General features: G+C 68.1%; 14 protein-coding genes and 1 riboswitch. Of the genes, 8 read left to right on the top strand and 6 right to left on the bottom strand.

The window, feature by feature from the left end; genetic code table 11:
- The first annotated feature begins 80 nt into the window (after window positions 1–80).
- Both AB4Z10_RS23235 and AB4Z10_RS23230 read left to right on the top strand, forming a co-directional pair.
- Window positions 81–1,355 carry a ribulose-bisphosphate carboxylase large subunit family protein gene (locus AB4Z10_RS23235; protein WP_441472769.1) on the top strand — a complete coding sequence of 425 codons (1,275 nt, stop codon included), beginning with the start codon at window positions 81–83 and terminating at the stop codon, window positions 1,353–1,355.
- A gap of 6 nt (window positions 1,356–1,361) precedes the next feature.
- Window positions 1,362–2,702, top strand: coding sequence for a four-carbon acid sugar kinase family protein (locus tag AB4Z10_RS23230; protein ID WP_441472768.1), 1,341 nt, complete (start codon window positions 1,362–1,364; stop codon window positions 2,700–2,702).
- Window positions 2,703–2,809: 107 nt separating this feature from the next.
- Here AB4Z10_RS23230 and AB4Z10_RS23225 read toward each other — a convergent pair whose 3' ends face one another.
- The 6 genes from AB4Z10_RS23225 to AB4Z10_RS23200 form a co-directional block, all read right to left on the bottom strand.
- A complete protein-coding gene (locus AB4Z10_RS23225; RefSeq protein ID WP_441472767.1) occupies window positions 2,810–3,754 on the bottom strand; it encodes a threonine ammonia-lyase in 945 nt (314 codons plus the stop codon).
- Window positions 3,751–4,791 (bottom strand): succinylglutamate desuccinylase/aspartoacylase family protein, encoded by a 1,041-nt coding sequence (locus tag AB4Z10_RS23220; protein ID WP_441472766.1) that lies wholly within the window; start codon window positions 4,789–4,791, stop codon window positions 3,751–3,753. Before AB4Z10_RS23220 ends, AB4Z10_RS23225 begins: the two co-directional genes overlap by 4 nt.
- A gap of 165 nt (window positions 4,792–4,956) precedes the next feature.
- Window positions 4,957–5,757 (bottom strand): transporter substrate-binding domain-containing protein, encoded by an 801-nt coding sequence (locus AB4Z10_RS23215; protein WP_441472765.1) that lies wholly within the window; start codon window positions 5,755–5,757, stop codon window positions 4,957–4,959.
- 36 nt (window positions 5,758–5,793) lie between these two features.
- The gene (locus tag AB4Z10_RS23210) at window positions 5,794–6,525 is read right to left on the bottom strand and encodes an amino acid ABC transporter ATP-binding protein (RefSeq protein WP_441472764.1); all 732 of its coding nucleotides are present in this window, start codon (window positions 6,523–6,525) and stop codon (window positions 5,794–5,796) included.
- A complete protein-coding gene (locus AB4Z10_RS23205; protein ID WP_441472763.1) occupies window positions 6,512–7,162 on the bottom strand; it encodes an amino acid ABC transporter permease in 651 nt (216 codons plus the stop codon). The genes AB4Z10_RS23210 and AB4Z10_RS23205 overlap by 14 nt, the downstream gene beginning before the upstream one ends.
- The gene (locus AB4Z10_RS23200; RefSeq protein ID WP_441472762.1) at window positions 7,159–7,821 is read right to left on the bottom strand and encodes an amino acid ABC transporter permease; all 663 of its coding nucleotides are present in this window, start codon (window positions 7,819–7,821) and stop codon (window positions 7,159–7,161) included. The genes AB4Z10_RS23205 and AB4Z10_RS23200 overlap by 4 nt, the downstream gene beginning before the upstream one ends.
- A gap of 141 nt (window positions 7,822–7,962) precedes the next feature.
- On the opposite strand from AB4Z10_RS23200, the gene AB4Z10_RS23195 reads away from it, so the two are divergent.
- The 6 genes from AB4Z10_RS23195 (at window position 7,963) to AB4Z10_RS23170 (ending at window position 13,761) form a co-directional block, all read left to right on the top strand.
- Window positions 7,963–8,745, top strand: a complete 783-nt coding sequence (locus tag AB4Z10_RS23195; protein WP_441472761.1) for an IclR family transcriptional regulator — start codon at window positions 7,963–7,965, stop codon at window positions 8,743–8,745.
- Window positions 8,746–8,894: 149 nt separating this feature from the next.
- Window positions 8,895–9,290, top strand: coding sequence for a (R)-mandelonitrile lyase (locus AB4Z10_RS23190; RefSeq protein ID WP_441472760.1), 396 nt, complete (start codon window positions 8,895–8,897; stop codon window positions 9,288–9,290).
- A 26-nt stretch (window positions 9,291–9,316) separates the two neighbouring features.
- A complete protein-coding gene (locus AB4Z10_RS23185; RefSeq protein ID WP_441472759.1) occupies window positions 9,317–10,318 on the top strand; it encodes a 1-aminocyclopropane-1-carboxylate deaminase/D-cysteine desulfhydrase in 1,002 nt (333 codons plus the stop codon).
- A 77-nt stretch (window positions 10,319–10,395) separates the two neighbouring features.
- Window positions 10,396–10,605: riboswitch (cobalamin riboswitch) on the top strand.
- 273 nt (window positions 10,606–10,878) lie between these two features.
- A complete protein-coding gene (locus AB4Z10_RS23180) occupies window positions 10,879–11,910 on the top strand; it encodes an ABC transporter substrate-binding protein (protein ID WP_441472758.1) in 1,032 nt (343 codons plus the stop codon).
- Window positions 11,907–12,950, top strand: a complete 1,044-nt coding sequence (locus tag AB4Z10_RS23175; protein WP_441472757.1) for a FecCD family ABC transporter permease — start codon at window positions 11,907–11,909, stop codon at window positions 12,948–12,950. The genes AB4Z10_RS23180 and AB4Z10_RS23175 overlap by 4 nt, the downstream gene beginning before the upstream one ends.
- Window positions 12,951–12,960: 10 nt before the next feature.
- Window positions 12,961–13,761 (top strand): ABC transporter ATP-binding protein, encoded by an 801-nt coding sequence (locus AB4Z10_RS23170; RefSeq protein WP_441472756.1) that lies wholly within the window; start codon window positions 12,961–12,963, stop codon window positions 13,759–13,761.
- The last annotated feature ends 64 nt before the right edge of the window (window positions 13,762–13,825 follow it).

Here is a 13,825-nt window from a genome sequence, read left to right as displayed (position 1 = left end):
CGGAAACCAGCGCCCTCTGGTCATGAGATTCTCGGGTCGAGCCCGAGAATGACGCCCCATGAACGGCCGGGATGCGTCCGATGACCGAGAACCGCTTCGAAGCCAGCTACCTCATCGAAACCCCGCTCGATCCTGCCAGGGTCGCGGAGGTGATGGCCGGCGAGCAATCCTGCGGCACCTTCGCCCGCGTCGCCGGCGAAACCGACGAATTGCGCGAGCGGGCGCGCGCCGTCGTGACGCGGATCGAGGAGTTGGAGCCCGCAGCTAAGCCCAGCCTGCCGAATGCCTGGCTCGCCCGCAAAGGCGTCGGCGGACCGTGGCGGCGCGCGCGCATCACGATCTCCTTCCCAGTCGACAATGTCGGCGCCAATCTCGCGACGCTGGCGGCGGTCGTCGCCGGCAACCTCTATGATCTCGGCGAGGTCACCGGCTTGAGGCTGGAAAGCATCGCCCTACCCTCATCCTATCGCCAGCGCTTTCCGCTACCTACGCAAGGCATCGCCGGCACGCGCCGGCTGACCGGAGTTGCGACGGGCCCGCTGGTCGGCTCGATCATCAAGCCGAATGTCGGGCTCAGCTCTGCACAGACGGCCGAGCTCGTCGCCAGCCTGTGCGAAGCCGGGCTCGACTTCATCAAGGACGACGAGATCTCGGCCGATCCCGTGCATGCGCCTCTGGCCGAACGCATTCCGGCGGTGATGGCGGCGGTGCGCCGGCATCAGGACAAGACCGGCAAGCCCGTCATGGTTGCCTTCAACATCACCGACGAGACCGATGCGATGCGCCGCCATGCCGATCTCGTCCAGCGCGAGGGCGGTTCCTGCGTGATGGCGAGCCTCAACTGGTGCGGTTTCTCGGCGATCGAGACCCTGCGCCGCTCGACCGATCTCGCCCTGCACGGCCACCGCAACGGCTATGGCGCCTTCTCGCGCCATCCGCTGCTTGGCATCGGCTTCCAGGCCTATCAGGCGCTGTGGCGGCTGGCCGGCGTCGATCACATGCATGTCCACGGGCTGCAGGGGAAGTTCGCGCAGGAAGACGAGGAGGTCGTGACCTCCGCGAAGGACTGCGTCACTCCGCTGACCGATGGCGCCGATGACCGGGTGATGCCGGCCTTCTCCTCCGGGCAATGGGCCGGCACGGCGCAGGCGACCTGGGACGCGATCGGGCATGACGACCTGCTGTTCATGGCCGGCGGCGGCATCCTCGCCCATCCCGGCGGGCCGAAGGCGGGCGTCGCCAGCATCCGGCAGGCATGGGCGGCCGTCGCAGAAGGTACGCCTATCGCCGAGGCAGCGCGCGCGCATCCGGAATTGCAGCAGGCGCTCGACATGTTCGGCGGCAAGGCGGGCTAGCGCGCCGTGACCGCGAAACGCACGCCTCTCTACGGCTGGTACGGCGACGATTTCACCGGCTCGACCGATACGCTGGCGACGCTGGCCGAGCGCGGCTTCCGCGCGTTGCTCTTCCTGCGCCAACCGGACGAAGCCCAACTTGCCGCAGCCGGCCCGCTCGACGCGATCGGCATCGCCGGGGCGAGCCGCGCGATGGCGCCGGAGGCGATCACGGCGGAACTGACGGAGATCGGGCGCTTCTTCGCCGGGCAAGGTGTCGGGCTGATGCACTACAAATGCTGCTCGACCTTCGACAGCGCGCCGCATGTCGGCAGCATCGGCGCGGCCGTCGCGGCACTGAAGCCCTTCTTCGCCAATCCTCTCGTACCGATCCTCGGCGGCCAACCCAATCTCGGGCGCTACTGCCTGTTCGGAAACCTGTTCGCGGCGGGTGGCGACGGCACGATCCACCGCATCGACCGGCACCCGACGATGAGCCGTCATCCTGTAACGCCCATGGCCGAAGCCGATCTGCGCTGGCACCTCGCCGCGCAGGGCCTAGAGGGCCTCGGCCTGGTCGATTACCGCGCCTATGCAGACGCTTGGGCGGCGGTGGCCCGTGCCCGCTCCGACGGCACGCAGGCCATCCTGTTCGATGTCGCGACCGAGGCTGACCTTACGGCGATCGGCGCGCTTCTTGCCACGGCTCTGGCGGATGGCCCGATGTTGGCCGTCGGCGCAAGTTCGGTCGCGCGTGCCTTCGCCGCAGCGCCTGCGGAGTCTGCGGGGTCTGCGGCGAAGACAGCTCCCACCCATATCGACAATCGCCATGTCGGGCCGGTGCTCGCGCTCGTTGGCAGCCTTTCGCCTGTGACACGTGAGCAGGTCGAGGCCGCGACGGGCTATGCAATGCTGCCCGTCGAGCCGCACCGCCTGCTTTCCGACGAAAGCTATGCCACGGGCCTGCGAGAAACGGCACTGTCCGCACTCGCGAATGGTGACGCTATGCTGGTGACGGAACAGCCCGAAGGCGCGCCGGCTGCGGCCGGCAGCGTCGCGAATGCGACCGGCAGGCTGCTGGCTTCGATCATGGAGCGGGCCCCGATCGGCCGCCTCGTCGTCGCAGGCGGCGACACCTCGACCATGGCGATCCGGTCGCTGCCGCTCTGGGGCTTGTCCTATCGCGGCCCTTGCGTGCCCGGCGCGCCGCTCTGCCGCGCCCATTCCGACGTTTCCCGGCTCGACGGGCTCGATATCGTGCTGAAGGGCGGGCAGATGGGGCCGCCCGGCTTCTTCAACGACGAGGCGCGTGCAGGGCTCGACGACACCTGGAGCTCACGCGGAAACACGCCGTCATCCCGGGCTTGACCCGGGATCCATGCCGGAACGCTTCCGATCAAGGTTCAGGCATGGATCCCGGCTCTACGCTTCGCTCCGGCCGGGATGACCCGCGGTTCCGGAGAATCCAGCAGGCTCTAACCCGGCAGGCAGCCGTCGGTGCCGGCGCCGCAGACCAGCGCGCAGACCTTCTCCCCGCCCGTAAGCGCGACCCGTCCGGACTGCAGCGCCGCCAGTGCGGCTGCGCCCGACAGGTCAGCCGCGATGCCGAACTCGAACCAGAGCGATTTGGCCGCCTGCTCCATCTCGGCATCGGTGACCAGCACGATCTCGTCGACATTGCGCGCAGTGGCTTCGTAGATCGCCTGATCGGTCTGGCGGCAGGACATGGTGGCGACGCGGGTCTCCAGTTTGTCGAGCGCGACGAGGCGGCCGGCGGCGAGGCAGGCATGCAGGGTCGGCGACCCCACAGGCTCGATACCGATGATCCGGGTCTGCGGTCGCAGCGCCTTCACCGCCGTCGACAGGCCGGTGATCAGCCCGCCGCCGCCGATGGCGACGAGGATGACGTCAACGTCCGGCATGTCGTCGAGGATATCGAGGCCGAGCGTGCCCTGCCCGGCGACCACGACCGGATCGCTGAAGGGATGGGCATAGGTCGCGCCGGTCTCGCGGGCATGGGCGAGTGCAGCGGCATTGGCGTCGTCCCAGATCGCACCGACGATATGGACGTCCGCGCCCCAGTCGCGCAGCTTGGCGATCTTGTCGGGTGCAGCGTTGGACGGCAGGAAGATCGTCGCGGGCACACCGAGCACATGCGCCGATCGGGCGATGGCGAGGCCGTGATTGCCGCCCGAGGCCGTGACGACGCCGCGCGCCAGCTCGTCCTTCGACAGGGTCAGCAGCCGGTTCATCGCGCCCCGCGCCTTGAAGGAGCCAGCGGCCTGCAGCAATTCGAGCTTCAGCGTGACATCGCCGCCGAAATCCGTGCCGCGCGTCCTGGCATAAGGCAGCGTCGGCGTACGGCGGATGTGGGGAGCTATCCGCTGGCGGGCGGCGCGGATGTCGTCGAGCGCGATCATGACAGGGTTCCGCGATAGGGCGCCGCGACGATCAGGCAGCAATTGCCCGGCTTCACCCGCCCCGGCTGGCGCCTGCCGTAGAGGATGCCGTCGGCGGCGTAATGCAGCGTTTCCGGTGGGCGCGAAGGGTCCCAGGTGCAGTGGATGCGACCCGCGGGCTCACCGGCTCTGACCTTGGCGCCGTTGGCGTGGAAGGGCTCGAAGATGCCGTCGGCCGTCGCATAGACGTAAGCCGAGACGCCGGGGAGTTCGAGGATCTGGCTGTCGCCGCGCTTCGGCTCGGGCTTTTCGCGGACGACGACGCCGAGATGGTCGAGGACATTGGCGACGCCGCGCCGGCAGACCGAGAGCGCTTCGAGCGAGACCGTGCCGCCGCCGGCCATTTCGGTGCCGACCGTGACGAGCCCGGCCCGGCAGGCGGCGGCGGTCGCGGTGCGCGGCTCGCCGAGATTGCTAATGACGACGGTCATCGGCGCGTCGAAGGCCTGCACAGCGGCGACATTGCGCTTGTGCAGGGCGGGATCGTCGGTCGGCTCGACGATGGCGCTCGGGATGATGTCGAGCGAGGATCCGCCGGAGTGCAGGTCGAGGAAAGCGTCGCCGATCGGCAGGATATGGTCGCTGACGAAGGCCGAGATCTGCTGGGTGATCGTGCCGCGCGGGTCGCCGGGGAAGGTGCGGTTGAAATTCAGCCCGTCGACCGGCGAGGTGCGCTGGCCGGCGATGACGGCGTGGACATTGTTCGCCGGCATCAGGATCAGCCGGCCCTGGACGCGGCCGGGGTCGAGATCGCGGATCAGGTCGCAGATCGTGATCGGCCCCTCGTACTCGTCGCCATGGTTGCCGCCTTCCATGATCACGGTCGGGCCGCTGCCGTTCTTGATCACGGCGATCGGAACGCGCGTCACGCCCCAGGCGTCGTCATGCGGCGAATGCGGGATCATGAGGAAGCCGGACTGCTTGCCCTCCCGGTCGAGATCGACGGTGAGGAAGGCGCTGGACGGGCGCGGGGTCGGCTTGGGGCGGAGGCTGGTCATGGCGGGCTCACGAAGGCGAGACTCAAGAACGGGGCGAGACAAGCCGTCATGCTCGGGCCTGACCCGAGCATCTCCGGCCGAATGAGGCTCCGACCAGCGCCTTCTGGTCAGGAGATTCCCGGGTCTGCGCTTCGCTTCGCCCGAGAATGACGGATGTCGGGTGGACTACAGCGGCGGCAGCGGGTCCATCGGCATGTCCAGATACTTCCGGTGGAGCCGATCGAGCTCGCCGTTCATCGTGTTGAAGAAGATGAAGCCATCGAGCCAGCGCACGAGGTTATGCTGGTCCATCTGGACGCCCATATGCGCCGGGCTGCGGCGGATGACGAACTTGCGCTCGAACTCCTTGTTCGGGTTCTGCTTGGCGAGCGCCTGCGCCACGATCGAGTTGGTAGCGAGCAGATCGGCCTGACCGGTGATGTAGGCCGCCGCCGCCGTCGCGTCGTCCTCGGTGCGCATCAGGCTGGCCTTGGGGGCCGTGGCCGAGATGGCGAGCTCCTGCGTCGTGCCCTTGGCGGCGGCGACGCGGGCCGAGCCGATCGTCTCCGGGCTGCTCACCACCGAGCTCTTCGGGCCGTAGACCGCGAGGAAGGTGTTGGCATAGGGCGCGGTGAACTGGATCTGCCGGGCGCGCTCGGGCGTGAGGCCCATCACCGAGATGACGATGTCGACCTTGTCGGTCATCAGGAAGGGGATGCGGTTGGCGCCTGTGATCTGCTGCATCTCCAGCTTCACGCCGAGACCCTTGGCGACCATTTCGGCCATCTCGATGTCGAAGCCAACAGCCTTGCGGTCCGCATCCTGCGCGCCGAAGGGCGGGGCGTCGAGCGGCACGCCGATGCGCACCACGCCCTTGGACAGGATGTCCTGGAGCTTGTCGGCCTTGGCCTCGGCGGCGCCGAAGGCGGCGACGGCCAGGGCGGCCAGCCCCGCCAGCACAGATTTGCCTGCGAACAGTGAACGCATCGTCTCTCTCCCCTCGTTGATGTCTGTTCTTCCGCCTCAGTGCAGGACAGCACTGAGGAAGGTCTGGAGTTCCGGCGTCTTCGGCTCGGCCAGCACGGCGGCGGCCGGCCCCTGCTCGTGGACGCGCCCCTCATGCATGAAGACGACGCGCGAGCCGAAGCGGCGGGCAAAGCCCATCTCATGCGTCACCAGGATCATGGTCATGCCTTCCTGCGCGACGGATTCGAGAACCTTGAGCACCTCGCCGGTCAGCTCGGGATCGAGCGCGGAGGTGACCTCGTCGAACAGCATCAGCTTCGGCCGCATGGCGAGCGAGCGGGCGATGGCGACGCGCTGCTGCTGGCCGCCGGAGAGTTGCGAGGGATAGGCGTCGAGCTTGTCCTCCAGCCCGACGCGGGCGAGCACCTCGCGCGCCACCTCGCGGGCGGCCTCCGGCGCCTGCTTCTTCACGACGCGCGGGGCGAGCGTGATGTTGTCGCAAACCGAGAGATGCGGGAACAGGTTGAAGCTCTGGAAGACGATGCCGACCTCCTGGCGCAGCTTGCGCAGATCGGTCTTGGGGTCGTTGACCTGCGTTCCGTCGACGCGGATGACGCCGGCCTGGACCGGCTCCAGCCCGTTGATGCAGCGGAGCATGGTGCTCTTGCCGGAGCCCGAGCGGCCGATCACGGCGATGATCTCGCCCTTGGCGACGTCGAGCGTGACGTCCTTCAGCACCTGGACGGCGCCGTAACTCTTGTTGATCCCGTGGATTTCAACGAGCGACATCGAGCTTCCGCTCGATCGAGCGGCTCCATTGCGTGAGGGGGAAGCACATCGCGAAATAGATCGCGGCGACGGTGATGTAGACGGCGAAGGGTTTGTAGGTGCCGGCAGCGGTGAGCTGGCCCTCGCGCGTGATCTCGACGAAGCCGATCACCGCGGCGAGCGAGGTATTCTTGATCAGCTGGACGAGGAAGCCGACCGTCGGCGGGATCGCGACCCGGATCGATTGCGGCACGATAATGTAGCGCAACTGCTCCCAGAGCGAGAGCCCGAGCGAGGCGCCGGCCTCCCACTGCGTCTTAGCGATCGAGACCAGGGCGCCGCGCCAGATCTCGCCGAGGAAGGCGCTGCCATAGACCGAGAAGGCGGTCGCGGCCGCAATCCACGGATTGACCGAGATGCCGATGAGCGGCAGGCCGAAGAAGATCACGAACAGCCAGACCAGCAGCGGCGTACCCTGGACGACGTGGATATAGGCCGCCGAGAGCCAGCGCACTGGCGCGAAGGGCAGGATGCGGGCGATGGCGATGACGATGCCGATCAGCGAGGCGCCGATGAAGGCGGCGACGGTGAGCGCCAGCGTCCAGCGCGCTGCCGCCACCAGATACATCACATCGATGAGGCCGAATTCGCGGATCATCGCCTGCCGAATGCCCAGTAGTAGATGCCCGCGAACAGGCCGCGGAAGGCGAAGGCGAGCCCGAGATAGAGCACGCCGATGACGGTGTAGACCTCGAAGTCGCGGAAGGTGCGCGACTGCACGATCGAGGCCGCGTGGAAGAGGTCCTCGACCGAAATCTGCGAGACGACGCTGGTCGCCAGCATCAGCAGCACGAACTGGCTGGCGAGCGCCGGGAACATCGACTTCAGCGCCGGGAACATCACGACGTAGCGGAAGACCTGCAGCCCGGAGAGGCCGAGCGAACGGCCGGCCTCGACCTGCGCCTTCGGCACGGCCTCGAGCCCGGCGCGAACGATCTCGGTGGTGTAGGCGCCGAGATTGACGACGAGCGCGATGATCGCGGCGGTGAAGCCGTCGAGCCTCAGGCCAAAGCTGGGCAGGCCGAAGAAGATCAGGAAGAGCTGGACCAGCAGCGGCGTGTTGCGGATGATTTCGACATAGGTGCCGACCGCGCGGCGCAGCCAGGCCGGGCCATAGACGCGGGCCGCCGCGCAGGCGATGCCGATGACCAGACCGCCCACCATGGCCGCCGCCGACAGCATCAGCGTGACCCAGACACCGTCGAGGATCGATTCCCAGGCCGCGAAGACGTCGCGGAACTGCAGGCCGTATTTCATGCCCGGCCGCCTTGCGGCTCTGTCGCTGCGCTGCTCGAATGCGCGATATGATCAGGCCATCGCACCATCCGCCTCCCCTTTACGAGGAGGCTAGGTTCGTTTCTTATTTGATGTCAAGTTTCATATATGAAACAGGAAGACATGAGCGACCTGCCCGACTCCGAGAGCGGAGACAAAAGCACCTACGCGGCTCCCGCCCTGGAGAAGGGGCTCGACATCCTCGAGCTCCTCGCCGAGGTCGGCGAGCCGCTGTCGACGCGCGAGATCGCCGAGCGCCTCGCCCGCTCCAAGAGCGAGATCTTCCGCATGGTCTTCGTGCTGCAGCAGCGCGGCTATCTCGCCCGCGAGCCCGGCACCGACCGCCTCGGCCTGTCGCGGCGGCTGTTCGACCTGGGCATCCGCACGCCGGGCGGGCGCCAGCTCACCTCGATCGTGCTGCCGCTGATGGAGCGGTTCAGCGAGGAAAGCGGCATGGTCGCCCACCTGGTCGTGCTGAGCCGGGCCCAGACCGTCGTGCTCGCGACCACATCCGGCCATCTCGATGCCAGCGTCATCGTGCGCCCCGGCTATGGAAGGCCGGCGCTCGACGCCAATTCCGGCCTGCTCATCCTCGCCTTCCAGAGCGAGGCACGTCGCCGGCAATTGATGAAGGAGGCCTCCCAGGCCGACCGGGACAAACTGGAGAGCGACGAGACGCGCCGCATCCTGGCGGACATCCGCACGAGCGGGCATCGCGTCGCGCCGAGCCGCGACATCATGGCCGTGACCGACATCGCCTGCCCGGTGATCGGCCCGAGCGGCCATGCGGAAGCCGCGATCCTCGTGCCCTGCCTGCAGCGCCATGGCAGCGCCACCGACGAGGAGGCGATCCTGCTCGCACTCAAGGCCTCCTGCCGCGAGGCCGGTTCGCAGCTTTCGCTCTGAGGAACGCCTGATCGCGAGCGCCTCGCGACGGGCACGGAAGGCCTTGACGGTCACGGTTTTCGGGTGATCCCTCACGGTGAAGCGGCGCGGACGAGCTGTCACCGACAAACCCACCCGTCTGCCGAAGCTCAGACCATAAGGAGATCGTCATGGAGATCATGCGCGCGGGCTCGCGGCCGTCGGGGAAAGGGCCGGCCGACTGGTTCACCGGGTCGGTCCGGATCGATCCGCTCTTCAACCCGCACGCACCGGAACGTGTGCAGGGCGCGAGTGTGACCTTCGAGCCGGGAGCCCGGACGGCCTGGCATACGCATCCGCTCGGCCAGACGCTGATCGTCGTCAGCGGGGTCGGCCGGGTGCAGCGCTGGGGCGGGCCGATCGAGGAGATCCGGCCCGGCGACGTGGTCTGGTTCCCGCCCGGCGAGAAGCACTGGCACGGTGCCGGCCCGTCTACCGGGATGACCCATATCGCCGTCCAGGAGGCCAAGGACGGCAAGGTCGTGGATTGGCTGGAGCAGGTCTCCGACGGCCAGTATGGCGGCTGATAACCGCCTGACGAGAGCGACCGACGATGCCTGAGCTTTCCAGCCTCCTGCGGGAGCCGCGTCACGTTCTGCTCGAAACCGCCACGCCGCTCCAGAGATTGCGCCGTTTCGAGGCGAAACTCGGTCGACCCGGCATCTATGCCAAGCGCGACGATCTGATGCTGATCGCGCTCGGCGGCAACAAGCTGCGCAGCCTCGAATACTGGCTGGGCGCGGCGTTGGAGAAGGGGGCCGACATCCTTCTGGTCGGCGGCGGCGCCAGCTCCAATCTCTGCCGCCTGACAGCCGCGGCAGCCTCGCTGGTCGGGCTCGATTGCGTCGTCCTGCACAACGCGCCCGACACGCCGGAGAACCGCCAGGCCTCCTTCCTGAACCGGTTGTTCGGCGCCGAGCTGCGCTTCCTTGGCTCGGTCGATGAAAGCCAGCGCAATGCGGCGCTTGCGGAGGCGGCCGTGGACCTCGCGCGGCAGGGCCGCACGCCGTACATCGTCGGCGATTCCGTGCTGGGTGCGATGGGCTACGTCCGCGCCGCCTTGGAACTGCATGAGCAGTCGCAGCAGCAGGAGGCGCCGATCCGGCATGTCTTCCTCGCCGGCTCGATGGGGCCGACCGAAGCCGGCTTCATCTTCGGCAATGCCCTGCTCGGCCATCCCTTCCAGATCCATCTCGTCAGCGTCGAATACGAGCGGGACGAATTGGCCGGCCATGTCGGGCGGATCTATGAGGGCCTGCGGGAGCGGACGGGGCTCGATGTCGCCGCATGGGAGCAGGCACCGCCGCATTATCACATGGACCATCTCGGTGGCGGTTGGGGTGTCCCGACGCCCGCCTCGGAAGCCGCCATCCTGAGCTTTGCCCGCACCGAGGGCATCCTGATCGAGCACGTCTATACGGCGAAGACCTGCGCCGGCTTCCTCGAACAGCTCGCCAACGGAGGGATCCCGAGCAGCGAGCCCGCCTGTGTTCTCCATACGGGCGGCACCGCCGCGCTCTTCTCGCAATTCGGCCTGTTTCGAACGCTGAGCTAGAGCACGCGCGATCGGGTTCAAACCCGACCGGATCCGGCTCTGGCGCATGCCCGCTTGACGAGCCCCGGCACCGCTCTATGGTGCCGGTCGATCGAGGTTCTCCGGGTTTCGCCCGGAGCTAAGAGGGAATTCGGTGAGGCGCGTCCCGCGCCAATGCCGAGGCTGCCCCCGCAACTGTAAGCGGCGAGCCCTCCGTCCATCGTCCACTGGCGCCCTGCGCCGGGAAGGCCGGGCGGATCAGGCGTCGACCCGCGAGCCAGGAGACCTGCCGCGATCGCAAGGCGTCTTTCGGGCGGGGTGTTCCGGAGGGGTGCGCGTCGGCGGCCGGCTCCAGATCCGCGCCACCGGCCGTGTCCTGCGAAGCTCCCCCGCCCTCATCTCGGGGAGCGATGAATTCCATGTCGATGATCTTTGGCCGGTCCGCAGCGAAGGCCGCGGCACGCTTGACGCGGTCGCGTCGTGCGATCTATGAGAAATGCAACATTGTTACATTTCTTGGACCTCGCGCCGAAGCCTCCCGGTTTCGCCGACGCGGTGTCCAGCTCAGCCCGGTTGCCTCCATGCGTCCCGTCTTTTCGTTGCTGCCCGCCCTCTTCGCTGCCGCAGCCGGCGCTGCCCTGTTCACCGCGCCAGCCGCGGCCGGGCCGACGCAATATCCGCTGACGCTGGAGAATTGCGGGGAGACCATCACCTTCAACGCCGCACCCAAGCGGGTCGTCGCGATCGGCCAAACCCAGACGGAAATCCTCTATGCGCTCGGCCTCGGCGACCGGGTGGTCGGCACCGCCGTCTGGTTCTCGCCCGTCGCCAAGCCCTACGAGGCCGCCAACGCCAAGGTGAAGCGCCTGGCCGACAACGACCCGAGCTTCGAGGCCGTGGTCGGGCAGGAGCCCGATCTCGTCACCGCAATGTTCGAATGGCATGTCGGGCCGAACGGCATCGTCGGCAAGCGCGACCAGTTCCATAAGGTGAAGGTGCCGACTTATGTCTCGCCGACCGATTGCGTCGGCAAGGACAATTCCGGCCCCGGCGACGGTGTGCGCACGCAGATGTTCTCGATGGAACTGGTCTATCGCAACATCCGCGAATTCGGGCAGATCTTCGACGTCAGCGACCGCGCCGAGACGCTCGTCGCGGAACTGAAGGCTCGTGAGGACAAGGCGGTCGAGCAGATCGCAAAGCTGAAGGCGCAGGACGTCCCCGTCGTCGTCTGGTTCTCCAGCAAGGACATCAAGGGTGACGGATTCATGGCCGGCAGGAACGGCGTGCCTGCCTACATCCTGTCCAAGCTCGGGGCGCGCAACATCATCGCCACCAATGAGGAATGGCCGCTGGTCGGGTGGGAGAGCATCGCCGCCGCCAACCCGGCCGTGATCGTCACCGTGAAGATGGACCGGCGCCGCTTCCCGGCTGATGACATCGAGAAGAAGCTCGCATTCCTGAAGACCGACCCCGTCGCCAGCAAGCTCGACGCGGCGAAGAACAACCGCGTCGTGATCATCGACGTGGGTGCTACCCGTGCGGGGCTCGACACCGTCGACGGCATCGAGACGCTCGCCAAGGCGATCGCCAGCTTCGGCCTCGCGCCTTGAGCCACGCCGCCCACGGCCCGAACTGGCCGGCGCGGATCGGCCTCGCGCTCCTGTCGCTGCTGGCGCTCACCGTCTCGGTGGCGCTGGCGGTGACGATCGGCGAGATGGCGATCCCGTTCGACGTCGCGCTCAAGGCACTCGGCAACGGGCTGTTCGATCTCGGCCTGCCGGTGGGCGCGATCCAGCAGGGCGTCATCTTCGACTACCGCTTGAGCCGGGCGCTGATGGCGGGGCTGTGCGGCGGGGCGCTGGCGCTGTCGGGCGTGATCCTGCAGGCGCTGCTGCGCAATCCGCTGGCCGAGCCCTATATCCTCGGTATCTCGGCCGGCGCCTCCACCGGGGCTGTCGCAGTGCTGATCCTCGGCGTCGGCATCGGCGGCATGGCGGTGAGCCTCTCGACGGGCGCCTTCATCGGCGCCTGCGCCGCGCTTGCCGTCGTCGCGCTGCTCGCGGCGGGGACCGGCGGCGCAAGCGACCGCGTCATCCTCGCCGGCGTCGCCGCCTCACAGCTTTTCAACGCTGCCACCGCGACCATCGTGACGACGCTCGCCAGCGCCGAGCAGGCGCGCGGGGTGATGTTCTGGCTGCTCGGCAATTTCGGCGGCGTGCGCTGGCCGGACCTCTGGATCGCGACCCCCGTCGCCTTCATCGGCTTCGGTGTCTGCATGCTGCACGCCAAGGCGCTCGACGCCTTTGCCTTCGGCGCCGATGCCGCCGCCTCGCTGGGCGTGGCGGTAATGCGCGTGCGGATCGTCCTGTTCGCGACGACCGCCGTGATGACCGCGGCGATGGTCAGCATTGTCGGGACGATCGGCTTCGTCGGCCTCGTCATCCCGCATGCCGCACGCTTCCTCGTGGGTTCGGGGCATGCCCGGCTGCTGCCGGCCTGCCTCGTCATCGGCGCGATCTTCATGATCCTCGCCGACATCCTGTCGCGCGTGCTGGTGCCGCAGCAGATCCTGCCGATCGGCGTGGTCACAGCCCTGTTCGGGGCGCCCGCCTTCGCACTGATCCTCTATCGAGCCAGGAGGCCTGCGTGAGGAAGCCGGCATGACACTCGCGACCCATGACGTGCGCTGGGGTGCCGCCGGACGGATGATCGTCGACGGCGTGACGCTTCATGCCGCTCCCGGCCGCATCCTCGGCCTGATCGGCCCCAATGGCTCGGGAAAATCGAGCCTGCTCAGGCTGCTCTGCCGGCTGCGCAATGTGGCCGGCGGCGTGGTCACGCTCGACGCGCGCGACATCGCGAGCGTGCCGCGCCGCGAGCTGGCGCGCCGGCTCGCCTTCGTCGAGCAGCAGGCTACGACCGAGGTGCAGCTTTCCGTGTGCGACGTGGTGCGGCTCGGCCGGACGCCGCATCGCGCCGCACTCGCCTCCTGGGCCGCCGCGGACGAGGCCGCCGTCAATTCGGCGCTCGCGCGCGTCGGGCTTGCCGACAGGCACGACCAGCTCTGGCACACGCTGTCGGGCGGGGAGCGCCAGCGCGTGCATATCGCACGGGCGCTGGCGCAGGAGCCGAGCGAGTTGATCCTCGACGAACCGACGAACCATCTGGACATCCAGCATCAGCTCTCGATCCTGACGCTGATCCGGCGGCTCGGCATCACCTGCATCGTCGCGCTGCACGACCTCAACCTCGCCGCGCTGTTCTGCGACGAGATCGCACTCCTGCATCACGGCCGCCTGCTGGCGGCGGGCGCGCCGGAAACCGTGCTGACGGAAGCGACCATCCGCACCGTCTTCGGCGTAGCCGTGGCGATCAAGCCCGGACATGCGGGGCGCCGGCACATCGAATATCTCGTCGACCTCGATCGGGAGGAGCCGGGAGCAGGATCGCGGGCGCTCTAGATGCCGATCTGGCACGGAACCACGCCGCCGGCCCGGGCTTGACCCGGGATGACATGCGTTTCGA

Origin of the sequence: Allobosea sp. RAF48 (assembly GCF_052114025.1) — a bacterium.
In the GTDB taxonomy this organism is placed as follows: domain Bacteria; phylum Pseudomonadota; class Alphaproteobacteria; order Rhizobiales; family Beijerinckiaceae; genus Allobosea.
The sequence above is the reverse complement of the archived record's forward strand: the minus strand, read 5'-3'. Positions and strand labels throughout refer to the sequence as shown.